This is a genomic window from Streptomyces yangpuensis (genome assembly GCF_024666385.1).
GTDB lineage: Bacteria > Actinomycetota > Actinomycetes > Streptomycetales > Streptomycetaceae > Streptomyces > Streptomyces yangpuensis.
Genome location: NZ_CP102514.1, coordinates 3,180,049 through 3,203,344, shown reverse-complemented (window position 1 = coordinate 3,203,344; position 23,296 = coordinate 3,180,049). Strand labels below are relative to the sequence as shown.

Below are 23,296 nucleotides of genomic sequence, written 5' to 3'. Positions count from 1 at the left end.
GTACGGGCAGCGGTACGGCGGCCGGAGGCGTTCGTTGAGCAGCGCATGATCCTCTGGCTGCTCAATCACGTCAGCACCTTCGTCATCGCCGTCCTCCTCGTGGGCGGCCTCACCGGCCTCGCCGTGGCCGGGAGCATCGCCGCCCGCCGCCGCTTCCCGCACCTGGCGCAGGGCGAGCACAACGAGATGGTCGGGGTCGCGCTCGGCATGTTCGGCGCGATCTACGGCATCATCCTCGCCTTCGTCGTCGTCACCCTGTGGACGCAGCGAGAGAACACCCAGGGCATCGTCGCGAACGAGGCCAGTGACCTGGCCGCCGTCGTACGCAGCGCCGACGCCTTCCCCGCCGCCGACCGCGCCCGGGTGCACGCGGCCGTCGACGCGTACGCGCACGCCGTCGTCGAGGTGCAGTGGCCGCTGATGCGTGAGGGGCGGCCGAGCTACGAGGCGACCGGCGCGCAGACGCACGCCCTCTACGAGGCGCTCATGGCCTACGAGCCGCAGGGCCCCCGCGCCGAGACCTTCTACGCGGAAGCGGTCACCCGCCTGAACGACCTCAACTCGCAGCGCCGCGCACGCATCACGATGGCCGAGACCTCCCTGCCGGTCCTGCTGCAGGTCCTCGTGTACGGGGGCGCGCTCGTGATCGTCCCCCTGACCTTCCTCTTCGGCCTGCGCAGCCTGAAGATGCAACTGCTGTTCGTGTCGGCGGTCGCCGGGCTGATCGGTTTCAGCCTGCTCCTGGTGGTAGCCCTGGACCGGCCCTTCGCCGGCGACCTGAGCGTGCGTCCGGACCCCTACAAGGAGGCGGTGCTGGCGCAGTTCTGGGCGGCCGACGCCGACGCCCCGGCGGTGCGGCCCCAGGTACGGGAGCAGAGCACCAGCCGGTAGCCGTCCGGATCGGCGACGGTGATCCCCCACTGGTCCCAGTACGGGTTGTGGGCGGCGACCCGAGTCCCACCGTGCTCGACCAGCCGACGCACGAGGGCCTCGTCGGGCTCTTCGCCGAACGCCCCCGGCCGATCATGGCCGGCAGCGTACGGACCGCCCCGCGGCGGGGGTAGCCCGCCCGCACCGGGAGACTTGGCCGGTATTGGCCCAGCGGCCCGGGGCGCGGATTCCGCTTACGGCCGGGGCGCCCGCGAGCCCCTGCGGTACCGGGCCTGGTGACGACGGCGACCGCATTCAGGCCCAGGGGCCAGTATCGGCCACATAGGGGTTGAGCTGGGAATATGCGCTTTCCGGTGCCGAAGTCACGGCCTAGGATCGAACCCGCTGACGGCTCCGGACCAGCCGCGCGTGCCGCTGCCTCGGGGGGAGCGACAGGCCTCGTATCTGGTTTCACGCGAGCCGTTCAGCCTTTTCCGGCACCGGCACCGGCACCGGCACGGGCACGGGGCACCGGTGCCCCGCGATCAGGCAGACGTGTCGGGCTCCGGCCGGTGGCGCTCGTGGTGCCGCCGCTGCCTCTGCTTGCGTCTGCGTTGTCCGGGCATGGGATCGGTCCTCGGTGCTTTCTCAGGGCCGCCGGCGCGGGGCGTCGTAGCCCGGGTCGTCCGGGCCGGGGAAGTGGAACGGCACGCCGAGGTGGTCCGCCAGGGCGCGCCCGGCCTCGGTGGCGGCCTCGGCCGGGTCGCGGTCGCGGCGGCCGTACACCGTGGCCAGGTGGCGCTCCTCGGCGGGATCGTCGGTGATCGCCAGGAGCTTCACGAACCATCCGTGGACCGTGTCCCCGTCCCAGACCGCCTCGATCGCCGCCACCCGCCCCGGCAGGCCGCTCGTGAGAGCGGTCAGCGACTCCAGGTCCAGCGGACTCTCGGGCGTACGGGCGACCCGCGCGCCGTGGAAGACGTACCGCTCGTGGACCACGCTCTCGGCCTCGTGCAGTCCGATGCCGCGGGCGCGCCCGGCGTCCCACACGAGCTTCACGGCCGGCAGGAGGGAGTCCTGGAGGACATACCCGTCCACCTGGGCGCGGATCCCCGCCGGGAGCGACTCCCAGTGGTCCCCGTCGTGCGTCTGCGTGCCGGTCATGCCGATCCGTTCCCCTCGCGTTCGGTCCGGCTGTCATCCTCCACGGCCACCGGTCCCGCCGGCGAGGGGATTCCGGCCGCCCGCACGCGGACGGAATGGCTCCGCAAGCAGCGGAAGTTGCAGGTCATATGACGACCGACAGACTTACCGATGCTGACCGTTCGTTCCTCTTCGTCCTCGGCAGCTCCCGCCCGGACGGCAACACCGAGATCCTCGCCCGGGCGGCGGCCGAACAGCTGCCCGCCGGCATCCCGCAGCGCTGGGTGGACCTGGCGAAGGACCCGCTGCCCGACTTCCAGGACGGCCGCCACGAGGACGGGACCTGGCCCGTGGGCGAGCGCGAGGAGGAGCTGCGCCGGCTCACGCTGGAAGCAACCGACATCGTGATCGCCTCGCCCCTGTACTGGTACACCGTCTCCGCGAACACCAAGCGCTACCTCGACTACTGGTCCGGCTGGCTGGGCGTGCCCGGCCTGGACTTCAAGAAGCGGATGGCCGGCCGCACCCTGTGGGGCGTCACGGCGATGTCCGAGGAGGACGAGGTCCGCGCCGACGGGCTGATCACCGCCCTCAACCACTCCGCGGCCTACCTGGGCATGCGCTTCGGCGGGGTCCTGCTCGGCAACGGCTCCCGCCCCGGCCAGGTCCGGAACGACGAGCGCGCGATCACCCGTGCCAAGACCTTCTTCGAGCGCGAGGCCCCGCTCGCCCGGTTCCCCGGCGAGGAGGAGACCGGGGAGCGGTAACCGCGCCGCCGTTCAGCGGGCGGCGGTGACGCCGCCCAGGAACGCGGTCCAGACGTCCGGGGTGACGGCCAGCTCGGGGCCGGCCGTCACCTTGGAGTCCCGGACGTGCACGGCGCCGGGGCAGGCGGCGACCTCGACGCAGTCGTCGCCCTGGCTACCGCTGTACGTGGACTTGTGCCAGGAGAGGGCGACCTCGACGCAGCTGTCGCCCTGGCTTCCGCTGTAGCTGCTCTTGAACCACCGCAAGTCGGAGCTGTTCACAGGGATCCTCGCATTCGCATCAACAGGCCCGTGCTGTCCGCAGGGTTGAGGGCCTGGATGCGAAGTTTGGCATACCGCTGGTGGAGGAGGCTGATGTCTTTCGGGTCGGAGATGACCTGGCCCGTCTGCTGACCCTCGGTGTAGCCCAGCCATTCGTGTTCGTCGGTTTCCAGGAGCTGGAAGGGGCCGTCGGTGCCCGCGTGCACCGGCTGGACCAGGGGCATGATCTGGACGTCCACGTTGGGGAGATCTCCGCACTCCAGAAGGCGGTCGATCAGCTCCCGCGTGACCTGCGGCCCGCCCGTCCGCCGCTCGATCAGCGCCTGCTCGATGACGAAGCTGAAGAGCGTATAGGGGATGCGGTGCAGCAGCTTCTGGCGCTCCAGGCGGATCGTGACGCGGGCCTCCGCCTCCTCGGGGGTGGCCAGAGGCGGAACGTTGTCGATCAGGGCGCGGGCGTACGACTCCGGCTGGAGGAGCCCCGGTACGGACCGGCACTCGTACGTATTGAGGGTGACGGCCACCTCCTCCAGCTTCGCCCACCGGCGGAACCAGGAGGCCAGGCCGCGCCGGCGCGTCAGCTGCTTCGCGGCGATGTCGATGACGCCGAAGGTGTCCAGGACCGCTTCCGTCTTGTTCACGAACTTCTGCGACGGGTGGCGGCGGCCCTGCTCCACCGAGCCGACGTACTGGACCGAGTACCCGATCAGCGGCGCCAGCTGCTCCTGGGTCAGCCCGGCGCGTTTGCGGGAGGCCTTGACCGTCTCGCCGAAGCTGCGCAGGTTGTCGTCCGGCTCGACCTCGCCGTCACCGCTGTCGTCGGCACTCACCATGGCGGTCACCTCCCCGACAGGAAGGTTCACGCACCGTGACTCCGCCTGTCCAGGGAATGGACTCGTACAGTTGGTTTGTACGAGTCCGGGTGGTGTTGAACGCGCCTGCTCGGGCGGGATGTTGGCGGCATGACCGCACCTTCCGGCCGCGCCCGGACCCTCGTACGCGTGTTCACTCAGCGTTTCACCAGCACTCGCCGCGGCGCCCGGCTCGCCCGGCAGCTGGCCCTCGTCGAGCTCGACGCGTGGGGCTTCCCCGAATCCACCGGCCTGTCCGCCGACGCCGGGCTCCTCGTGGCCGAGCTCGCCGCCAACGCCGTGCGCCACGGCCGCGTCCCGGGACGGGACTTCGAGCTGAAGCTGACGCTCCTGGAGGGGTTCCTGCGCATCGAGGTCTCCGACGCCCGCCGCGACCGCCGCCCGGCGGTGCAGCCGCACGCGTACGGGGCGGAGTCCGGCTACGGCCTGCGCATCGTGGACGCCGTCGCCGCCGACTGGGGCGTCACGGAACGCATCGTCGGCAAGACGGTCTGGGCCGAGCTGGCCCGGCGACGCCCCCCTGCGGAGCCCTTCTAGGGGGTGGATAAGCTCCGCCTGCCCGTCGTGTGAAGGACACAGGACGAGGACTGCTGAGCTGGGGGCTCCATGAGATTGCTGCCGATGGGCAGAAGAGTGCGCGAGAGACCGGGGAGGGGCAGAGCCGCGATCGCCTCCGGGGCTCTGCTGCTCTCCGTAATGGCAACGCTGACCGGCCGGGCGGGGGTCGCCGAAGCGGCGACGCAGCCGCCCGCCGCCACGGCCGCCACCGCCTCACCGCAGTCCGGCGCGCCGGTCTCCGCAGCTCCCGAGGCGGGCCCCACGGCCATCGCGCCGAAGAAGGATCCGGCGGCCGAGCGCGAGACCGTACTGAGCTCGCTCCAGCAGAGCGGCCAAGCGGCCGTCGCCTGCCCGACGGCCTTGCAGCCGAGCACGATCGTCAACTGTGCGGTGGAGCCGAACACGGCGACGTCCTTCTCCATTGCACTGTCCGCGCCCGACGTGGTCGTCCTGCAGCTCGTCACTTCGCCCGGGATCATCCGGCCCAAGCTGCTGTCGCCCACGGGCGCCACCGTGTCCTGCGAACACGTGCGGGGCGCGGGCGACTACGCGTACGGGGCGGTCCGCTGCCCCGCGGCCCAGGCGGGCACCTACACGATGAAGGTCGAGAACGGCACGGGTTCGCAGACCCAGATCTGGACCTCGTACCTGCCGCTCACCTCGTCCACGACCTGTACCACCATCGCTCCCGCCGACCGCAGGCTCGGCGCGCCCAAGGTGTTCCAGGGCTCCCTGTCGGCCGGTTCGGCCGGTGACTGCTACACGCTGGACCTGGCCGCGAACGACGTACTGCGCAGCTACTCCTCCCCGCGGGACCTCTACCACAGCGTCTACGACGCGGCCGGCAAGCAGATCTGCGCCAGTGCCGCCGCGCTCGACTGCAAGCTCACCGGAACCGCGCCGTTCCGGATGATGGTGGTCCGCTCGGACGGTGCGAGCCAGCCGGCCTACGACCTCACCCTCGCCCGTCTCTCCCGGCCCGAGGGCTGCGCGCTGGTGGAGCCGCTGGCGTTCGGGGTCTCCCCGGACCTGACCGCCACCTCACGCTGCCGGATCCTGCGGGTCGCCCAGCCCGCCTGGCACTCCTTTGGCCCCGTCGCCTCCGGCCCGGCCCCTGCCGGAACGCTGTACGACGCGGCCGGCGCCGCGATACCGGGACTCTGCCAGTACGGCGCGTGCGACCTGCCCGCCGGGGACCACACGTGGGCGGCCACACCCGGGCCCGAGGCCCCCACCGCCTTCGGCATGGCCTTCCACTCCGCCAAGGAGAGCCGCGGCTGCACCGCCACCCACGACAACGGTCTCGTCGCCGGGCCGGTGACCGGCAGCTTCGGCGGACCCGGGCAGAAGCTGTGCCTGACCCTGCCGACCGCCTCCGGGAAGGGCGTGTACCTGCTCGACCGGACGCCCGCGGGCGGGAAGGCCATCAGCGTGGTCGTGTACGACGCGGCCGGCCTCAAGCAGTGCGAGTACACCGGCTACTACCCCGCCTGCAAGCTCACCGGTACCGCGCCCTTCCGGGCCGTCCTGACCGGCACGCCGGCGGAGGCCTACGGCCTGGCGGTCCACCGGACCGGCGAGGCGGCGGGATGCGCGGCCTGGCCGCGGACCGGCTTCGACGGATCGGCCGGAGCGGAGGTCTCGCTGACCGCGGACAGCCGGCAGTCCTGCCTGAGCCTGCCCGCCGACCAGCACACGACCGCCGAGGTGCTGGCCTACGCCCAGCCCTTCAACCGGGAGTGGGCGACCTTCTACGTCACCGACCCCGCGGGCAACGTCGTGTGCCTCGGCGGCGCGGTCCTGCCGTGCCCCCTGACCGCCGGCACCCCGTACACCGTGATGCTGGTCGGCCGGGCCGACACGTACAAGCTCGCACGGCGTGACGTCTCGGCGGCGGCGAACTGCACCGCCCCGGTCTCGACGAAGGTCGGCGGCCAGGCCGTGCCCTTCGACCTGAGCTCGCCGCTCGACGCACGCTGCGTGCGGGTGACCGGCGCCGCCACCGACAAGTTCTGGCTGAGCGCCCGGACGGCCGACGGCAGGAACGACCCCTCGGCGACGCTACAGGTGGTCGACTCCGGCGGCAGATTCCTGTGCCGGCAGTACGCCGTGGCCTGCCGGGTCACCGGATCCACGTCGTACGTCGCGATCGTCTACACCGGCGGTCCCGCGGATAAGCCGGTCCACGCCGACGTGGACACCTGGAAGGTCGGCACGTCCGCGGGCTGGGTGCCCGAGTGCACCGCGAACCGGATCTCGGCGGACGGCTTCCCGGAGCGCAGCGGAGTGCTGACGCAGGCCGCCACCGCCTACTGCGCGGTCCTCGACATGAAGCCCTCGCAGAGTTTCGGCGTGCGCGGACACAGCACGTCCAACGACCTCGCCAGCCCCGCCACTCCTGAGCTGAGCCTGCTCGGCGCCCAGGGCTGGGAGGGCTCCGGCAACTCGTCCGGGTACCGGTGCGACGGCGGGTTCAGCACCCGCTGCTCCGCCGAGAGCGGCGCGAAGGCGGGCCAGGCCGTTCTGATGCTGAGCGCGGCCAGGACCGTCCTGCCGGTCGAGTACACCCTGAGCGGATCCTGCATCACGGTGTGCAGCGGGCCGCAGCAGCCGAGCCCGTGGGTGTCCGGGATCAGCCCGGCGACCGGGCCCGCCGGGACGTGGAACCAGGCGGTCGTCCACGGACAGAATCTCATCCGCACCTCCGATCTCATGCTGATGCCCAGCGGCTCGCCGTACGAGGACGGTCCCTCCCTCAAGCCGCTCTCCGTCAGCCCGGACGGGACCTCGATGAAGGTGCTGGTCGACACGACCGGTCTGCAGCCGGGCCTGTACGACGTAGGCCTCTACATCGGGCACCGGATCACCAAGGCGTACACCGTGACGGCGCCTACGACCGCCACCAAGAGCCGGTTCGTGCCGCACGGCCCCGCGCGGTTCCTGGACACGCGTGACGGTACGGGTGCGAAGCAGGAGCGGGTCGGTCCGGGCGGGGTCGTCACCCTGCAGGTGGCCGGGGTCAAGGGCATCCCGGCGACGGGGGTCACCGCCGTGGTCATGAACGTGACCGCGGTGCAGCCGACCGAGGCCGGGCACGTGATGGTCTACCCGAACGGCCAGCCAAGGCCCTCGGTGTCGAACCTCAACTTCACGCCCGGGCAGATCGTCCCCAACCTGGTGACGGTGCCGGTGGTGAACGGGAAGGTCGACCTGCGCAACAACGCCGGTTCGGTGGACCTGATCGCCGACGTGACGGGGTACTACACCGACCAGGTCGGCGCCGGTTCCGCGCTGAATCCGGTCACCCCGGCACGGTTCCTGGACACCCGTGACGGTACGGGTGCGAAGAAGGAACGGGTCGGTCCGGGTGGGGTCGTCACCCTGCAGGTGGCCGGTGTGAAGGGCGTTCCCGCGACGGGGGTCACGGCCGTGGTCATGAACGTGACCGCGGTCCACCCGACCGAGGCAGGACACGTGACGGTCTATCCGAACGGCCAGGCCGCACCGGGTGTGTCGAACCTCAACTTCACGCCGGGACAGATCGTCCCCAATCTGGTGACGGTGCCGGTGGTGAACGGGAAGGTCGACCTGCGCAACAACTCCGGTTCGGTGGACCTGATCGCCGACGTCACCGGCTACTACGCGGCCGAGGGGTCGGCCTTCTCGGCCGGCGCGCCCGTTCGGCTCCTCGACACCCGTGACGGGACCGGCGCCCGCGCCGGAGCCGTCCGCGGGGGCAGCATCGTCAGTCTGCAGGTGGCCGGCGTCGAGGGCGTGCCGCTGACCGGGGTGACCGCGGTGGTCCTGAACGTCACGGTCACCAACCCCACCGAGGCGAGCCACCTGATCGTCCACCCGCACGGGATCGGACGGCCGGGCGTGTCGAACCTCAACTTCACGGCCGGGCAGACCGTTGCCAACCTGGTCGTCGTCCCCGTGGTGGACGGCCGGGTGACCTTCTACAACAACTCCGGCTCGACCGACGTGATCGCCGATCTGAACGGCTGGTTCACGTCCTGAGGATCCGCGGAGAGAGATGAACAGGGGCCCGTCCGGTCGCACGACCGGACGGGCCCCGCCGCGTTCCGCTCGGCCCGCATCCCTAGCGGCGTGACCGCCAGGGCGGTCCGTGCCTGCGGAGGTGCTCCTCGTGGAGGTCGCGGTCCGAGCGGCGGCGTTGACCGGCGGCGAACATCGTGCCGCCGACCAGCAGGAAGAGACCGCCGGTGATGCCCAGGCCGAGCGGGTCCAGGGCGCGGCTGCCGTCGGTGTCCATCCACGGGCCGAGACCGCCGAGCCGGTCCTTGAAGAGGAACACGTGTCCGCCCGGCGGCACCCGGTCGTAGCAGTTCCGCAGGGCGTCGAGCTCGTGGCTCTCGCCCGAGGAGTCGGTCACGCGGCACGCGAAGCGCGTGTCGCCCTTCGCGTTGCTGTACTCGCGGGACGTGATCACCACCGCGTCCACGCGTTCGCCGAGCAGCTTGAGGTACGACTCGTTCAGGTTGTTCCCGGCGAAGACGCCCAGCGCGATGGTCCCGAAACCGACGACGGTCGCGGCGCCGGCCCGGTTCCAGTTCGAGCCGGCGACGGCCGCGCCGAGGCCGGCCGCGGCGAGGACGACGAGCACGCCGACGTACAGCAAGCCGTACGGAAACTGGGAGATGAAGCCGCCCACTGTCGCCGTGCCCGCGACGAGCACGGCCCAGAAGAGGGAGTTCCGACCCCGCCGGGCGCCTGTGGGAGCCGCCTTCCCCGTACGTTCGGATATCCGGGCCGCGTCCATACCGCTCTCCTCCGAGCCCTGCTGCGTGCAGTTCGGCCCCAGCCTATGCAGGCGGCCACGCCGGCCGGCCGCGCGGTCGTCAGAGGTACTGGGCGAAGCCGTCCAGGGTGCGGAGGATCTCCGGTTCGGGGGCCGAGGGGAGCTGGAGGACGACCTCCTCGATGCCGAGGTCGGCGTAGTGGGCGAGCTTGCCCGGGCTGGGGTGGACCGCGTACGGGACCACTTGGAGGGTCTTCGGGTCGCGTCCGGCGGTCTCCCAGACCTGCCGCAGCACCGGGAGGGACTCGGTGAGGCCGCCACCGCCGATCGGGAGCCAGCCGTCGGCATGGTCGGCGACCGCGGCGAACAGCTTCGGGCCGGCCGCGCCGCCGATCAGGGTACGGGGACCGTGCAGGGGGGAGCCGGGGCCGAGTTCGCGCGGGGCCTGGGCCGGCTTCGGGTGGGCGCTGCTGGCCTGCACGGAGCAGAACTGGCCCACGTACGCCGTCGGTTCGGGGGCCCACAGGGCGCGCATCAGGGCCATCCGGTCGCGGACCAGGTCGCGGCGGGTGCGCCACTCGACGCCGTGGTCGGCGGCCTCCTCCACGTTCCAGCCGTAGCCGATGCCCAGGGTGAAACGGCCGCCGGAGAGGTGGTCGAGGGTCGCGACCTGCTTCGCGAGGGCGATCGGGTCGTGCTGGGCGATCAGGGTGATGCCGGTGCCGAGCTGCAGGCGTTCGGTGACCGCGGCGGCCTGGCCGAGGGCGACGAAGGGGTCGAGGGTACGCCCGTACATGTCGGGGAGTTCGCCGCCCATCGGGGCGGGGGTCTCGCGGGAGACCGGGATGTGGGTGTGCTCCGGCAGGTAGAGGCCCGAGAATCCGCGCTCCTCCAGGACGCGGGCGAGACGGACGGGGGAGACGGTGCGGTCGGTGAGGAAGACGGTCGTGGCGATCCGCATGGGCACTGGCACCTCCGAGACGTGGGAACGCCACGGTACGGGCTGAGCCCGTGATTGTTGAGGGGGCGTCAGGTGCCGCGGCGGGGTGTCGGTCAGCCGCTGGGGTAGCGGGCCAGCCAGCCGGGGGAGGAGGCGGAGCCGGAGGCCGAGGGGCCGTGCAGGGTCGGGCCCTGGGTCATCTCCAGGGCGAAGTCGTCGCACAGCTCCAGGAGCGTGGCGCGGCCTTCGAGCTCCGCGAGCCAGGCGGGCGGGAGGGCCGTCTCGCCGTGGAGCGCGCCGAGCAGGGCCCCGCACAGGGCGCCGGCGGAGACGGAGTCGCCGCCGTGGTTGACGGCGAGGCGCAGGCCGTGGGCGATGTCCTCGGCGACCAGGGCGCAGTAGACGGCGACGGCGAGGGAGTGCGTGGCGTCGCGGGCCTCGGGTGCGGCGTCGCCGGGGGAGAGCGCTTCGACGGCGTCGGGACCGGGCGGGCCCTGGGTGACGGCCGCCGTGGCGCGCTGGAGGGCGTCGGTGACGGGCTGGTGGCCCGGGCGGGCGCCCAGCAGTCCCAGGGCGCGCTGGACGGCGGCGTCGAGGGAGTCGCCGCGGATCAGGCCGTGGACGATGACGGCGAAGGCGCCGGCCGAGAGGTGGGCGGTGGGATGGCCGTGGCTCTGCGCGGCGCACTCGACGGTGAGCTGGAGGACGAGGGCGGGCTCCCAGCCGACCAGCAGCCCGAAGGGGGCCGAGCGGGCGGCAGCGGCCGCGCCGCGGGCGGCCGGGTTCTTGGGCTGGTCGAGGGTGGCGAGGACGTCGTCGCCGAAGCCGGTCAGGCAGGCGCGGGCGGGGTCGCGGCGGGCGTAGAGCCATTCCTGCTGCGCGAGCCAGCCGTTGTCCTTGCGGCGCTCGTCGGGGCCCCAGTCGTGCTGGGTCGCCGCCCAGCGGCGGTACGCGCGGTGGACGTCGGTCGGCGGGTGCCAGGCGCCGGTGTCCCGGCGTACGTGGGCCCGGATCAGCCCGTCCACGGTGAAGAGGGTGAGCTGAGTGGCGGCGGTGACCCGGCCGCGGCGCCCGTGCGCGACGGCCGGTCCCGTCAGGCCGTCGGGGCCGTGGGCGGCGGGTGCGGTCAGGCCGTCGGGGCCGTGGGCGGCGCGGATGGCGTCGAGGGAGAGGCCGGCGAGGGGCGCGCCGAGGGCGTCGCCGAGGGCCGCGCCGAGCAGCGTGCCGCGGATCCGGCTGCGGAAGTCCTGCTGCTCGACCCGCCCCCAGAGCCCGGTGACGATCCCCCGCCCCAGCGTCCTGCCTCCGGCGGGGTCGGCGGGGTCGGCGGGGTTGCCCGCCGGGCCCTGGCCTCCGGCCGGGCTCGCCGCCCGCCCCGCCTGGCCTTGGCCTCCGGCCGGGTTGGGGGTGGCGGGCGCGGCCCCCGAGGCGCCGCTGCCCGTCGGCCCAGTCGTCCGGCCAGCCTGGCCTTGGCCTCCGGCCGGGTTGGGGGTGCTGTGCGTGGCCGCCGCGTGGGTGCCGCCCGCCGGGCCCGGGCCCGGCGGGCCGCCGACCGGGGCGGGGCCGCTCGTACTGTCTGCCGGGTCGGGGGCGTGCCCGGCCACCGGTGTGGCCGCGAGGCTGGGGCCTGCCGGGCCTGCCGGGCCTGCCGGGCCGCTGGCCTGGCCCTGGGTGGCTGCCGGGCCTGGCGGGCTGCCGGCCTGGCCCTGGGCGGCTGCCGGGGCGGAGCCCGTCCGGCCCTGGTTGTCCGCCGGGCGCGGGCTACCGGTCGCCGGTGCGGCCGTGAGGCCGTGGCCCGTCGGGCCGTCGGCCGGGGCGGGAACACCGCCGGCCGTGTTGTCGTTCGTAGCGATCACGTCGTCCACCCCCGGCACCGCGCCCCCCGCTGACCAGTCCGTCCGATGCCCGGTGACCCTGTCCGTACCCGCCGAGCATGCGAATCCGCACTGTAGTGGACAGGAACGATCGGAACCGGAAGCGGAACGGCATGCGGCCGGAATACGAACGATTCCGGCCGCGGCCGCCCCCTCCGGCACCCTCCGGGCACCCTCCGACGCCCTCCGCCCCGCTCAGTCCAATACGGGCAGCAGCTCCGGCAGATGGCCGTCCGAGGCGCGGGCCGCCTGCTGCCGTTCCTGCGGCACCTCCCCGTACAGCGTCGTGCGGGGCTTCGCGGGACGGCCCGCCGCCTCGGCCACCGCCACCAGGTCCCGGACCGACTTGTACGAGCCGTAACTCGACCCCGCCATACGGGAGATGGTCTCCTCCATCAGTGTCCCGCCGAGATCGTTCGCACCCGAGCGCAGCATCTCGGCCGCGCCTTCGGCGCCCAGCTTCACCCAGCTCGTCTGGATGTTGGGGATGTGCGGGTGCAGCAGGATCCGCGCCATCGCCGTCACCGCCCGGTTGTCGCGGACCGTCGGGCCGGGCCGGGCGATGCCCGCCAGGTACACGGGCGCGTTGGTGTGGATGAAGGGCAGCGTGACGAACTCCGTGAAGCCGCCCGTCCGCTGCTGGATGCGGGCCAGCGTGCGGAAGTGGCCGAGCCAGTGCCGCGGCTGGTCCACGTGCCCGTACATCATCGTGGACGAGGAGCGGATCCCGAGTTCGTGCGCGGTGGTGATGGCGTCGATCCAGTCCGCCGTCGGCAGCTTGCCCTTGGTCAGGACCCAGCGCACCTCGTCGTCCAGGATCTCGGCCGCCGTCCCCGGGATCGAGTCCAGGCCGGCCTCCTTGGCCGCCGTCAGCCAGTCCCGTACGGACATGCCCGTGCGGGTCGCGCCGTTGACGACCTCCATCGGCGAGAAGGCGTGCACGTGCATGCCCGGCACCCGCTGCTTCACGGCCCGCGCGATGTCGAAGTACGCCGTCCCGGGCAGGTCGGGGTGGATGCCGCCCTGCATGCACACCTCGACCGCGCCGACGTCCCAGGCCTGGGCGGCCCGGTCGGCGACCTGGTCGAGGGAGAGGGTGTAGGCGTCCGCGTCCGTGCGGCGCTGCGCGAAGGCGCAGAAACGGCAGCCGGTGTAACAGACGTTGGTGAAGTTGATGTTCCGCGTGACGATGTAGGTGACGTCGTCGCCGACGACGGACCGGCGCAGGTCGTCGGCGATCCGGCACAGGGCGTCGAGGGCCGGCCCGTCCGCGTGCAGCAGGGCGAGGGCCTGGGCGTCGGTCAGCCCCTCCGGGTCGTCGGCGGCCTGCGCGAGGGCGGCCCGTACGTCCGTGTCGATGCGCTCGGGGACCATGCCGGGGGCCGCGGCCTCGCGCAGGGCCTCCCAGTCGCCGTAGACGTGGTCGAAGTCCTCGCGCCGGTCGGCGGTGCGGCCCTCGGTGTCGATGGTGGCGTGCAGGTCCGTACGGCCGGTGCCGCTGCCGCCGTACGCGGCGAAGCCCTCGTCGGGCTCCTGCCAGGGCCGGCCCTCGACGGTCGCGGACTCGTCCGCCAGGCCCGTGTCCGCGTCGGCCAGCGCCCGGACGTGCGGCAGCAGCCGCGGGTCCAGCCAGGGCTCGCCGCGCTGGAGGAACTCCGGGTAGATGGTGAGGCGTTCGCGCAGCTCGAAGCCGGCGGCCGCGGTCCGCGCGGCCAGTTCCTCGATGTGCGGCCAGGGGCGTTCGGGGTTGACGTGGTCGGGGGTCAGCGGCGAGACGCCGCCCCAGTCGTCGATGCCCGCGCCGATGAGCAGGGCGTACTCGGCGTCCACCAGGTTCGGGGGGGCCTGGATGCGGGCGCTCGGGCCCAGGATGTGGCGGGCGACGGCGATCGCGGCGGCCAGCTCCTCCAGTTCCGCGTCCGGCATGCCGCGCATGGCGGTGTCCGGCTTGGCGCGGAAGTTCTGGACGATGACCTCCTGGATGCCGTGGTAGCTGCGCTGGACGCGGCGCAGCTCGAAGAAGGCCTCGGCCCGCTCCGCGTACGTCTCCCCGATGCCGATCAGGACGCCGGTGGTGAAGGGGACGTTGGAGCGGCCCGCGTCCTCCAGGACGCGCAGCCGTACGGCCGGTTCCTTGTCGGGGGAGCCGTGGTGGGGGCCGCCGGGCTCGGACCACAGGCGGGTCGCGGTGGTCTCCAGCATCATGCCCATGGACGGGGCGACGGGCTTGAGGCGCTGCAGCTCGGACCAGGACAGGACGCCGGGGTTGAGGTGCGGGAGGAGCCCCGTCTCCTCCAGGACCCGGATGGCCATGGCGCGGACATAGGCGAGGGTGTCGTCGTAGCCGTGCGCGTCGAGCCACTCGCGGGCCTCGGGCCAGCGGTCCTCGGGGCGGTCGCCGAGGGTGAAGAGGGCTTCCTTGCAGCCCATCGCCGCACCCTTGCGGGCGATGTCGAGGACCTCGTCGGGGGAGAGGTACATCCCGTGGCCGTCCCTGCGGAGCCTGCCGGGGACGGTGACGAAGGTGCAGTAGTGACACTTGTCGCGGCACAGGCGGGTGAGGGGGATGAAGACCTTGCGCGAGTACGTGATGACGCCGGGCCGTCCGGCCGCGGCGAGCCCGGCGTCGCGGACGCGGGCGGCGGAGGCGGCGAGGTCCCGCAGGGCCTCACCGCGCGCCTGGAGGAGCACGGCCGCCTCGGCCGCGTCGAGCGCGACGCCGTCTCGGGCCCGTCGCAGCGCCCGGCGCATCGCGTTTTCGGTCGGAGCCTCACTCGGAGTGGTCATGGGGCGAGCATACGATCCGACGTCCCGGCGCAGGAGAGGGTCATCTCATCAGCTCACCGGCGTTGACCAGCAGCGATTGGCCGGTAATCGCCCGGGCGCGGTCGGAGGCGAGGAAGACGGCGGCGTCGGCGACATCCCCGTCGGTGGCGAGATCGGGCAGCGCCATGCGCTCGGTGAGACGGGCGTGCACCTCGGCCTCGGGGACGCCCTCGGTGTGCGCGGTGAAGGTGACGAAGGCCTGTACGGGCGGCCCCCACATCCAGCCGGGCAGCACGGTGTTGACGCGGATCCGGTGCGGGCCGAGTTCGCGGGCCATGGAGTACATGGCGGAGGTCAGTGCCCCCTTGGAAGCGGCGTAGGCGGCCTGCTGCACCTCGTTGGGCGCGGCGACGGCGGACTGCGTCCCGATGATGACGACGGATCCGCCGCGTTCCTTGAGGGCGGGCAGACAGGCCCGGGTCATGCGCAGGGTGCCCAGCAGGTTGACGTCGATGATCTGCTGCCAGGTCCCGAAGTCGGCGTCCTCCAGCCCGCCGAAGTACGAGTCCCACGCGGCGACGTGCACGACGGCGTCGACGCCCCCGAACCGCTCCACGGCCAGCGCGGCGAGGGCCTCGCACTGTGCCTCGTCGCCGATGTCGGTCGGCCGGTGGGCGGTGCGGACGCCGGCGGGATCGATCTCGGCGGCGGACTTGGCGAGGTTCGCCTCGGTCCGCGCCCCGAGCACGGCGTTCCCGCCGTCCCGCACGACGGCGGCGGCCACCTGATGCCCGAGCCCGGCCCCGACGCCGGAGACGATGACGGTCTTCCCTCGCAACAGCACGACGTACCTCCAGGCGGACGCGCCCATATTTGACGGTCCGTCAGGCTAGGGGTGCACGGTGGACATGGGAAGGGGCGCGCACCGACCCGGGCCCCGGCTGCGGGCCCAGCTGCGGGTCCAGCTGCGGGCCCGGGCCCGGCCTCCGGGCCCGCCGCGGGCTTGCGTCCATGAACGATCAGGCAACGGGCCGACGGCCCCACGCACACGACTGCGACCGACCCCCCCAATCGGTCCGCGTCGACGGTGGGGGGTGTTCGGGGGATGATCGGATGGAACGCGTCCCGGCGGGGGCGGTAGGCCGCGCCGGGGCCCCGGTCGGAGGACGTGAGGACCATGTCGCTCTCGCACCCTGTCGGCGGCGCGCCCGGGCGCGCCCGGCTGTTCGCCCTGCTGGCGCTGGTCTGCGCGCTGGGCGCACTGGTGGTGCTGGTGGTGGCCGGCGCAGGCGGCGGGCTGATCGTCGTCCTGGTCGGGGCGGCCGGTACCGTCCTCGCCGCCATGGGCGCCTGGTGGCTGGTGGCCCACCGCGGCCTGGTCCGGGCCGCCGGGACCGTGCTGGTCGTCGCCGCGCCGGTGGCCGTCCTCGTCCTCTACGCCCGGGCCGACCTGTGGCCCACGGCGCTGGCCGCCCTCGTACTGTGGGCCGCCGCCGGGGTGTGTGCGCGGACCGCACTGCGCGCGGCGCGGCCACCCGTCGGCATGCGGGCGGTCGCCTCCGACCCGCCCCGCCATCCGGTGCTGATCATGAACCCGAAGTCCGGCGGCGGGAAGGTCGGCCGCTTCGGGCTCGCCGAGAAGGCCGAGGCGCTCGGCGCCCGGGTGGTGCTGCTCGACCCGGAGGTCGTCACCGACGTCGCCGCCCTCGCCCGCCGGGCGGTCGCCGAGGGGGCGGACCTGCTCGGTGTGGCGGGCGGCGACGGCACCCAGGCCCGGGTGGCCGAGGTGGCGGCCGAGCACGGCCTGCCGTTCCTGGTGATCTCCGCGGGGACCCGCAACCACTTCGCCATGGACCTCGGGCTGGACCGCGAGGATCCGTCCCGGTGCCTTGACGCCCTGACGGACGGCGAGGAGCTCAGGATCGACCTGGGCTTCGTCGGCGGGCGCGCCTTCGTGAACACCGCCTCCTTCGGTGTCTACGCGGAGGTCGTACAGCGCCCGGAGTACCGGGACGCCAAAGCGGACTCGGCCCTGAGCGCCCTGCCCGACCTGCTGCTCGGGTACGCCGGCCGCGCCCTCGAAGCGACCACCGACGACACGCGCCTGGAAGCCCAGCAGGCGCTGCTGATCAGCAACAACCCGTACTCCTCACCCGAACCCATGGCCGTCGGCGCCCGTCGGGCCCGCCTCGACGAGGGCGTGCTGGGCGTCGTCGGGATCCGCGTGAACAACGCCGCCCAGGCGGCCGATGTCGCGCTGAGGGGGGCGCGGGCGGCGGGCCTGCACGTACTGACCTCCCGGCGGGTCGTCGTCGGATCGGACGCGGAGAGCATCCCCGTCGCCGTGGACGGAGAGGCCCTGACCCTGCCCACGCCGGTCACCTGCTCCATCCGTCCGGGCGCCCTGCGCGTACGGGTGCCGCGGGGGCGGCCGGGCGCTCCGGCGGGCGCTCCGCCCCTGCGGTGGCGCGAGGTGCTCGCGCTGCTCCTCGGCCGGCTGTCGCCGCGGTGACGCGCCGACGGGGCGCCGACGGGGCGGTGACGGGCGTTGACGGGGAGGGATGAGGCGGTGACGGGGCGTACGGTACCCGGGTCGCGGGCGCCCGGGATGCCCGGCCCGCCGCGCGGCCGCACAATGAGCCTTACCCGGTGTCGCCGTTGCGGTGCTGCCGCAGTTCCCGCTGGTCGTGGCGGATAGGAGACGGCAGTGAAGGACCTCAAGTTCGAGCAGAAGAGTTCCCTTTCTCGCCTCGAGGCCGCCGATCAGCTGTCCGCGCTCGCGGAGGCGCTACGGCACGGCGGCAACGTCGAAATGCGACTCGGCCCCGGCACGATGACCCTGCGGGTCCCCGACGAACTCCGTACCGAGATCGAGGTCGAGGTCGGCGACGGGGAGATCGAGATGGAGATCGAGCTGAAGTGGCCCACCGCGCGGTCCGGAGCGGGAGCCGCGTCGTAGTGGCCTCGGACCGCGGTCCGGAGCCCGGCCCCGGGACCGGTGCGGAGCCCGGCCCGCAGCCCCCGCCGCAGGCCGGCCCCGAGACGAGTTCGGGGCCCGGCCCGCAGTCCCGGCCGGAGCCCGGCCCGCGGACCGGTGCGGAGCGCGGCCCGCTGCCCGCTCCGGAGCACGCCCTGGAGGAGGCCTCGTACGAGAAGCCGTACGAGCAGCCGTACGAGACTCCGTACGAGGCCGTGGACAAGGTCCGCGGCGACTACGCCGGCGCCGTCTACGGCTCGCTGCTCGCCGCCTCCGTCGTCGTCGGCGCCGGGACGCTCGGCTCGTTCCCACGGCTGCAGCTCATCGCGCTGCTGCTGGGCACCGGCGTCGTCTTCTGGGCCGCGCACGTCTTCGCCCACCTCTTCGGCGCCCGCATGGCGGGCCGGCTGAGCTGGCGCGTCATCCGCCGTACGGCCCGCGAGGAGCGCCCGATCATCGAGGCGGCCGTCCCGCCGGCCCTCGCCGCCGCCATCAGCCCGCTGTTCGGCCTGGGACCGCACGGCATCGCGTGGATGGCGCTCCTGGTCGCCCTGGCCGGGCAGGTCGGCTGGGCGACCGTGGCCGCCAAGCGGGCGGGTGCCTCCCGCCGCCTGATGGCGGTCGCCGGCGTGATCAACCTCTTCCTCGGGCTGCTCATCGTGCTGCTCAAGGTCGCGATCCAGCACTGAGGTCCGACGGCTCGCCGTGGTCCCTGCGCTCGCCGTGGTCGCCGCGCTCGCCGTGGTCGCTGCGCCCGCCGTTGCCGGCGCCCGGCGTCGCGGCGTACTCCGTCAGGGCCGCGCCGAGGCGGCCCACGCCCTCCGCGATCTCGTGCGGGGTGTGCGTCGTGAAGGACAGGCGCAGCGTGCGGGGGTCCGGGGTGCCCGTGTGGAAGGGGGCGCCCGGGACGAAGGCGACACCGTGCGCCACGGCCGTCCGCAGCAGGGCCGTCGCGTCGTACCCCTCCGGGAGCCGGGCCCAGACGAACATGCCGCCCTCGGGCAGGTTCCAGTCGTGGTCCGCCGGGAGGGTCCGGCTCAGGGCGCTCTGCAGGGCGTCGCGCCGCTCGCGGTACGCGGTGCGCACGGTGCCTATGTGCGCGTCCAGGTCCACCGCCGCGAGGTAGTGCGCCGCGGCCAGCTGGTCGACCGTCGAGGTGTGCAGGTCCGCCGCCTGCTTCGCGACCACCGCGGCCCGCAGGAGCGCCGCCGGCGCACGGAGCCAGCCCAGGCGCAGCCCCGGCGCCATGATCTTCGAGAAGCTGCCCAGCAGGGCCGTACGGTCCTCCGCGCCCGGGTGCGCGGCGAGCCACGGGACGTCGTGGCCCTCGTAGCGCAGGTCCCCGTACGGGTCGTCCTCCACCAGCCACAGGCCCAGCCGGGCCGCGATGCCCGCGACCGCCGCCCGGCGGGCGGCCGGCAGGGTGCGGCCCGTCGGGTTCTGGAAGGTGGGGATCGTGTAGAGCAGCTTCGGCCGCTCCCGCGCGACGAGCTCGGCGAGCGCGTCCGGCAGCAGACCCTCCCCGTCGCAGGGCACGGCCACCACGCGGGCCCCCGCCAGCCGGAAGCACTGGAGGGCGGCGAGGTAGGTGGGGTTCTCGACCAGCACCACGTCACCCGGCTCGATCAGGGCCGCGGTGATGAGGGTGAGGGCCTGCTGGGAGCCGGAGGTGACGAGTACGTCGTCCGCGCCCGTCGGCAGCCCGCGCGCCGTGGCCCGCGCCGCGACGGCGGCGCGAAGCTCCGGCGCACCCTCGGTGGTCGAGTACTGGAGCGCGCGGCGCGCCGACAGCGCGAAGGCCGCGTCGTACGCGGCGCGCAGGCCCTCGGTGTCGAAGAGTTCGGGCGCGGGGAGGCCGCCGGCGAAGGAGATGATCCCGGGCCGCTGGGTGAGCGCGAGGATCTCGCGTACGGGGGAGCCCTCGACCGAGGCGGCGCGGGCGGCGAACGCGGGCGGCGGTGCCGAGGCAGCGGCAGCGGCGGTGGCGGCGGCAGCGGCAGCGGCAGCGGCAGCGGCGCCGGTGGTCGTGGTCGTTGCGGTGACGGCAGCGGGCACGGGAGCTCCTCCGGGAGACGGGTGCGCGCAGCGTAGCGAGAGAAACGTGTAGACGGCATGGATGTATCGGAGGGTGGACGCGGCGCCGCCCGCCCCTCCCGATCTGACGTCACATCAGCTAGACCGTTCCCATGACGACAGGAGAGCAGGACCCGCGCCAGGACACCGGCACCCGCGTCGACGACTACGCCGCGCTGGCGGCCGTCGGCCCCTACGGAGTCCGCCCCGGCCATGCGCTGATCACCATGGTCGAGCCGCACCCGGGCCACGAGTACGCGTACAACCGCTGGTACGAGGACGACCACTACTACGCGGGCGCGATGGCCATGCCCTGGATGTACGCCGGCCGCCGCTGGGTGGCCACCCGTGAACTCCAGGAGCTGCGCTACCCCGAGAAGTCGGCCGTCGCCCAGCCGGTCACCGCCGGCTGCTACATATCGACGTACTGGGTCACCGAGGGCCGCTACGACGAGCACATGAAGTGGACCGTCGGCATCAACAAGCGGCTGAATCGCGACGGCCGCGTCCATCAGGGCCGGACTCACGTCTTCACGGCCTTCCAGGACCACGAGGCGACCGTCTACCGCGACGGCGCCGCCGGTCCGCGGGACTACCACGCGCTCGACCACCCGTACGCCGGGCTGGTGGTGCAGGTGGTCGACGCCGACAACCCCGGGCAGCGGGCCGAGCTGGTGGAGTGGCTGAGCTCACGGGCCCTGCCGAAGCGGCTGCACGGCTCCCCGGCGGCGATGGTGACCGTCTTCCGGCCGACGCCGCTGCCCGGTGACCGGATGACGTACGTCAAGCAGGTGGAGGGGGTCGACACGCGCCTCACGCTGCTGTGGTTCCTGGAGGAGGACCCCCGGACCTGCTGGGACCGGTTCCGGGGTTTGGACGCGGAGGTCGCGGAGGCGGGGCTGGGGCGGGTGGAGCTCGTGGCTCCGTTCATCCCGACGGTGCCGGGGACCGACCGGTACGTCGATCAGCTGCGCTGACGCGGGCATGGCCGAGCCCCCTCGGCCAGGACGGCGGACCGGTCGAGAGGGCTCCAGTCAGTGGTGCAGGTGGTGCAGGTGGTGCGAGTGGTGCCTGTCGTACGGGTGGTGCAGGTGGTGCTTGGGGTGATGGTGCGGCAGGGGTGCGTCGAGGTCTTCAGACCATGCGCCCCAGCCGGCCTTCGGTCACATCGGCGACGAACGAGGTCCACGAGCCGGGCGCGAAGGTGAGGGACGGACCGTCCTGCACCTTCGAGTCACGTACGGCGATCGACTCCACGACAGGGGACTTGACCTCGACGCAGGCGCCGTTGGCGGAGTAGGAGGACTTGACCCAGTTGTCGGTGGCGCCCTGGCGAATAGCCATGTTTCTCTCCGGTGAGCGAGTAGTTCCGGTGTCTTGTCGGCCATTTCCGGCTGACCTGATCGACGCTACCCGCAGCTCCTGACGGGTGAAGGAAGCATTCACCCGACCGAGTGGCATATTCCATTCAAGCCTTCTGTGGCTGGGGATCGACGGTGTACGGTGCCGCCCCTTCGACCGTCCAGCCCCATGCGTCACAGGACTATTCGCCCTTGTCCGCATATTGAGCGATGATCCGCAGGATGAACTCGCGTGTCTGGTCCACCCCCAGGGCCTGGGCGCGCAGGTGCTCGTACATCACGCTGTACTTCTGGACGTCGTTGGCCTTCTCCAGGTACAGGTCGCTCGTGACACCCTCGATGTAGACGACGGTCGAGTCGGACGCGTCCGGGAACTCCAGGATCGCGTACTGGCCGTTCACGCCGGGGTGCGCGCCCAGCTCGAACGGCATCACCTGCACCGTGACGTGCGGCTGCTCCGACTGCTCTATCAAGTACTCCAGCTGCCGGATCATCAGCTGGGCGTCACCCACGTGCCGGCGCAGCGCGGCCTCGTCGATGACCGCCCACAGGCGCAGCGGGCCGAGGTCCGGATTGTTGTTCTCGGTCTCGGAGAGCCGTTTCTGGCGGTGCATCCTGACCTGGACGCGTTTGTCCACGTCGGCCGGGGCGGTCTCCGGCCACGCGCCGCGGACGAGGGCCTGGGCGTACTCCGTGGTCTGGAGCAGGCCCGGGATCACCAGAGGTTCGTACGTGCGCAGGCTGGCGGCGTCGGTCTCCAGCCCGATGTAGACGCTGTACGGGATGTCGCCGAAGGCGTGCCACCAGCCCTGCTGGCGGGAGTCCTTCGCCATCTGCATCAGGGAGTCGATGAGCCGGCGGTCCTCTACCTCGTACACGTCGCACAGATCGCGGACGTCGCGCTGGCTGATCGAACGGCGGCCGTTCTCGAGTCGGCTGATCTTCGACTGGGAGACGAGGAGGCGCTCGGCGACCTGTTCGGCCGTCATGCCCTTGTCCTCGCGGAGCTTGCGCAGCTCCATTCCGAGTCGGCGGCGTCGGACGGTGGGATTGACATTGGACGCCACGTGAACGGCACCTCCGCCTTCTTCTGTCGTGTTCTGTCGTGCAGCTGTCTCTCTGCGTGTCTGATGTTCAGCAGACTGCCACCGAAGCGGGCGGCGCCGCTGGGGAACGGCAGGGAAAACACAGACGCGCGGGGCGGCGGAGCCGGCGGACCGGCTCCGTCACCCCGCGCGCTGGCGGTTCTGTGCGGTGGCGCTGCTGTGCGGTGGTGGAGCTGTGGAACAGGGGTGGGGACCCCGGACCGCGTCCGGGCCCCACCGGCGGTGGATCAGTGCGCGGCCACGCGTGCCATCGCCCCCGTGCGGCGCGGCTGCAGCGGGACGCCGCCCGCCGCGGGCCGGGCCGGCGGTGCCGGTGCGCGGTCCCGGCGTGGCTGTGCGGCCACACCGTTCTGGACGTCCATCACGGCGTGCGCCACGAGTCCGCCCATCGGGTCGTGCCTGATCAGGTCCCGCAGGCGGGATCTGGACGAGCGCCCCTCGTTGCCGGGGTACAGGTGCTTGCCGAGTCCGACCGCGTGGGCCAGTGCGGCGAGCGCCGCGGTCCGCGGGTCCGGCGGTACGCCGGTGCGGATCGCACTGTCGAGCCGGGCTCGGATCTCCCGGCTGATGTCCGTGTCCGTCGCCTGGTAGCGAGTCGTCGGCAACACCCCGCACATCTGTCCCGCGACGGCATGGACCATGCCGCAGCGCTCCAGGTGCGCGAGGTAAATCTGACGAAGCCCCAGCCGGGGTCCGCCGATCCAGTGGACGGCCCGTACCGGGCTGCCGCGCCTGCGCAGCAGTTCCAGTGCGGAGTCCAGAGTCGGATCTCCTGTCGGCCGTGGCATCACCACGGCGATACGATCCCCATCAGGGGCTATCCGTCCTGCCAGAGCCAGCTCCACTAGCTGTGCCCCGGCCAGGCCGAGGTCGAGCGACTGCGGCTGCGCCGTGGTACCCGTGGCCGGGTCCAAGGCGAGCAGCAGAAGCTCCTCCGGAATTGTTCTGCGGCTCCTGCCCATCCAT

The 23,296-nt window shown here is 73.0% G+C and carries 20 protein-coding genes and 1 pseudogene; 8 read left to right on the top strand and 13 right to left on the bottom strand.

All coding sequences use genetic code 11. The features are described from left to right. Positions 1–45 precede the first annotated feature (45 nt). Positions 46–891 carry a bestrophin-like domain gene (locus NRK68_RS14515; RefSeq protein ID WP_257855940.1) on the top strand — a complete coding sequence of 282 codons (846 nt, stop codon included), beginning with the start codon at positions 46–48 and terminating at the stop codon, positions 889–891. A gap of 38 nt (positions 892–929) precedes the next feature. On the opposite strand, the pseudogene NRK68_RS36935 reads toward NRK68_RS14515, so the two are convergent. Both NRK68_RS36935 and NRK68_RS14505 read right to left on the bottom strand, forming a co-directional pair. Beyond that, a pseudogene (locus NRK68_RS36935) lies at positions 930–983 on the bottom strand (hypothetical protein); the annotation flags it as partial. Positions 984–1,518: 535 nt separating this feature from the next. Beyond that, positions 1,519–2,034 (bottom strand): hypothetical protein, encoded by a 516-nt coding sequence (locus tag NRK68_RS14505; RefSeq protein WP_257855939.1) that lies wholly within the window; start codon positions 2,032–2,034, stop codon positions 1,519–1,521. A 128-nt stretch (positions 2,035–2,162) separates the two neighbouring features. On the opposite strand from NRK68_RS14505, the gene NRK68_RS14500 reads away from it, so the two are divergent. Beyond that, positions 2,163–2,780, top strand: a complete 618-nt coding sequence (locus NRK68_RS14500; protein ID WP_183067789.1) for a flavodoxin family protein — start codon at positions 2,163–2,165, stop codon at positions 2,778–2,780. Between the two features lie 12 nt (positions 2,781–2,792). On the opposite strand, the gene NRK68_RS14495 is transcribed toward NRK68_RS14500, so the two are convergent. Both NRK68_RS14495 and NRK68_RS14490 read right to left on the bottom strand, forming a co-directional pair. Further along, positions 2,793–3,041, bottom strand: a complete 249-nt coding sequence (locus NRK68_RS14495; protein WP_183067788.1) for a DUF397 domain-containing protein — start codon at positions 3,039–3,041, stop codon at positions 2,793–2,795. Continuing rightward, positions 3,038–3,874, bottom strand: coding sequence for a helix-turn-helix domain-containing protein (locus NRK68_RS14490; RefSeq protein WP_257857855.1), 837 nt, complete (start codon positions 3,872–3,874; stop codon positions 3,038–3,040). Before NRK68_RS14490 ends, NRK68_RS14495 begins: the two co-directional genes overlap by 4 nt. Before the next feature lie 129 nt (positions 3,875–4,003). Between NRK68_RS14490 and NRK68_RS14485 the strand changes: the two genes are divergently transcribed. Together NRK68_RS14485 and NRK68_RS14480 are read left to right on the top strand one after the other, a co-directional pair. Continuing rightward, a complete protein-coding gene (locus NRK68_RS14485; protein ID WP_183067786.1) occupies positions 4,004–4,450 on the top strand; it encodes an ATP-binding protein in 447 nt (148 codons plus the stop codon). A gap of 159 nt (positions 4,451–4,609) precedes the next feature. After that, the gene (locus NRK68_RS14480) at positions 4,610–8,491 is read left to right on the top strand and encodes a hypothetical protein (protein ID WP_257855938.1); all 3,882 of its coding nucleotides are present in this window, start codon (positions 4,610–4,612) and stop codon (positions 8,489–8,491) included. 82 nt (positions 8,492–8,573) lie between these two features. Here the strand turns inward: NRK68_RS14480 and NRK68_RS14475 are convergent, their stop codons facing one another. From NRK68_RS14475 to NRK68_RS14455, 5 genes are all read right to left on the bottom strand, one after another. Then, positions 8,574–9,254, bottom strand: coding sequence for a hypothetical protein (locus NRK68_RS14475; protein ID WP_183067784.1), 681 nt, complete (start codon positions 9,252–9,254; stop codon positions 8,574–8,576). A 79-nt stretch (positions 9,255–9,333) separates the two neighbouring features. Further along, positions 9,334–10,194: an LLM class F420-dependent oxidoreductase gene (locus tag NRK68_RS14470; RefSeq protein ID WP_183067783.1), complete on the bottom strand. Its 861-nt coding sequence runs from the start codon at positions 10,192–10,194 to the stop codon at positions 9,334–9,336. 92 nt (positions 10,195–10,286) lie between these two features. Next, entirely contained in the window at positions 10,287–11,456 is a 1,170-nt protein-coding gene (locus NRK68_RS14465) for an ADP-ribosylglycohydrolase family protein (RefSeq protein ID WP_373024454.1), read from the bottom strand. 786 nt (positions 11,457–12,242) lie between these two features. Beyond that, entirely contained in the window at positions 12,243–14,834 is a 2,592-nt protein-coding gene (locus NRK68_RS14460) for a bifunctional FO biosynthesis protein CofGH (RefSeq protein ID WP_257855937.1), read from the bottom strand. Positions 14,835–14,874: 40 nt separating this feature from the next. Then, positions 14,875–15,684 carry an SDR family oxidoreductase gene (locus NRK68_RS14455; protein ID WP_257855936.1) on the bottom strand — a complete coding sequence of 270 codons (810 nt, stop codon included), beginning with the start codon at positions 15,682–15,684 and terminating at the stop codon, positions 14,875–14,877. 306 nt (positions 15,685–15,990) lie between these two features. Here NRK68_RS14455 and NRK68_RS14450 point away from each other — a divergent pair, with 306 nt between their 5' ends. The 3 genes from NRK68_RS14450 (at position 15,991) to NRK68_RS14440 (ending at position 18,479) form a co-directional block, all read left to right on the top strand. After that, positions 15,991–17,325, top strand: a complete 1,335-nt coding sequence (locus NRK68_RS14450) for a diacylglycerol/lipid kinase family protein (protein WP_257855935.1) — start codon at positions 15,991–15,993, stop codon at positions 17,323–17,325. A 195-nt stretch (positions 17,326–17,520) separates the two neighbouring features. Beyond that, entirely contained in the window at positions 17,521–17,772 is a 252-nt protein-coding gene (locus NRK68_RS14445; protein ID WP_183067779.1) for an amphi-Trp domain-containing protein, read from the top strand. A gap of 233 nt (positions 17,773–18,005) precedes the next feature. Further along, positions 18,006–18,479, top strand: coding sequence for a hypothetical protein (locus NRK68_RS14440; RefSeq protein ID WP_183067968.1), 474 nt, complete (start codon positions 18,006–18,008; stop codon positions 18,477–18,479). Here the strand turns inward: NRK68_RS14440 and NRK68_RS14435 are convergent. Further along, entirely contained in the window at positions 18,457–19,845 is a 1,389-nt protein-coding gene (locus tag NRK68_RS14435; protein WP_257855934.1) for an aminotransferase-like domain-containing protein, read from the bottom strand. The genes NRK68_RS14440 and NRK68_RS14435 overlap by 23 nt on opposite strands. Before the next feature lie 131 nt (positions 19,846–19,976). Here NRK68_RS14435 and NRK68_RS14430 point away from each other — a divergent pair, with 131 nt between their 5' ends. Beyond that, positions 19,977–20,840, top strand: coding sequence for a hypothetical protein (locus tag NRK68_RS14430; RefSeq protein WP_183067777.1), 864 nt, complete (start codon positions 19,977–19,979; stop codon positions 20,838–20,840). Between the two features lie 157 nt (positions 20,841–20,997). Here the strand turns inward: NRK68_RS14430 and NRK68_RS14425 are convergent, their stop codons facing one another. From NRK68_RS14425 to NRK68_RS14415, 3 genes are all read right to left on the bottom strand, one after another. After that, positions 20,998–21,207: a DUF397 domain-containing protein gene (locus NRK68_RS14425; RefSeq protein ID WP_046778811.1), complete on the bottom strand. Its 210-nt coding sequence runs from the start codon at positions 21,205–21,207 to the stop codon at positions 20,998–21,000. A 199-nt stretch (positions 21,208–21,406) separates the two neighbouring features. Beyond that, a complete protein-coding gene (locus tag NRK68_RS14420) occupies positions 21,407–22,291 on the bottom strand; it encodes a helix-turn-helix domain-containing protein (protein WP_183067776.1) in 885 nt (294 codons plus the stop codon). A gap of 266 nt (positions 22,292–22,557) precedes the next feature. Then, a complete protein-coding gene (locus tag NRK68_RS14415; protein WP_046778813.1) occupies positions 22,558–23,292 on the bottom strand; it encodes a GOLPH3/VPS74 family protein in 735 nt (244 codons plus the stop codon). Positions 23,293–23,296 lie beyond the last annotated feature (4 nt).

What these genes read in the sequence shown, in the direction of transcription:
- NRK68_RS14515 (WP_257855940.1), top strand. Translation starts at nt 46, where the DNA reads ATGATCCTCTGGCTGCTCAATCACGTCAGCACCTTCGTCATCGCCGTC.
- NRK68_RS14485 (WP_183067786.1), top strand. Translation starts at nt 4,004, where the DNA reads ATGACCGCACCTTCCGGCCGCGCCCGGACCCTCGTACGCGTGTTCACT.
- NRK68_RS14430 (WP_183067777.1), top strand. Translation starts at nt 19,977, where the DNA reads ATGACGACAGGAGAGCAGGACCCGCGCCAGGACACCGGCACCCGCGTC.
- NRK68_RS14460 (WP_257855937.1), bottom strand. Translation starts at nt 14,834, where the DNA reads ATGACCACTCCGAGTGAGGCTCCGACCGAAAACGCGATGCGCCGGGCG.
- NRK68_RS14475 (WP_183067784.1), bottom strand. Translation starts at nt 9,254, where the DNA reads ATGGACGCGGCCCGGATATCCGAACGTACGGGGAAGGCGGCTCCCACA.
- NRK68_RS14455 (WP_257855936.1), bottom strand. Translation starts at nt 15,684, where the DNA reads ATGGGCGCGTCCGCCTGGAGGTACGTCGTGCTGTTGCGAGGGAAGACC.
- NRK68_RS14470 (WP_183067783.1), bottom strand. Translation starts at nt 10,194, where the DNA reads ATGCGGATCGCCACGACCGTCTTCCTCACCGACCGCACCGTCTCCCCC.
- NRK68_RS14415 (WP_046778813.1), bottom strand. Translation starts at nt 23,292, where the DNA reads ATGGGCAGGAGCCGCAGAACAATTCCGGAGGAGCTTCTGCTGCTCGCC.
- NRK68_RS14500 (WP_183067789.1), top strand. Translation starts at nt 2,163, where the DNA reads ATGACGACCGACAGACTTACCGATGCTGACCGTTCGTTCCTCTTCGTC.
- NRK68_RS14450 (WP_257855935.1), top strand. Translation starts at nt 15,991, where the DNA reads ATGTCGCTCTCGCACCCTGTCGGCGGCGCGCCCGGGCGCGCCCGGCTG.
- NRK68_RS14490 (WP_257857855.1), bottom strand. Translation starts at nt 3,874, where the DNA reads ATGGTGAGTGCCGACGACAGCGGTGACGGCGAGGTCGAGCCGGACGAC.
- NRK68_RS14480 (WP_257855938.1), top strand. Translation starts at nt 4,610, where the DNA reads ATGGCAACGCTGACCGGCCGGGCGGGGGTCGCCGAAGCGGCGACGCAG.
- NRK68_RS14425 (WP_046778811.1), bottom strand. Translation starts at nt 21,207, where the DNA reads ATGGCTATTCGCCAGGGCGCCACCGACAACTGGGTCAAGTCCTCCTAC.
- NRK68_RS14505 (WP_257855939.1), bottom strand. Translation starts at nt 2,034, where the DNA reads ATGACCGGCACGCAGACGCACGACGGGGACCACTGGGAGTCGCTCCCG.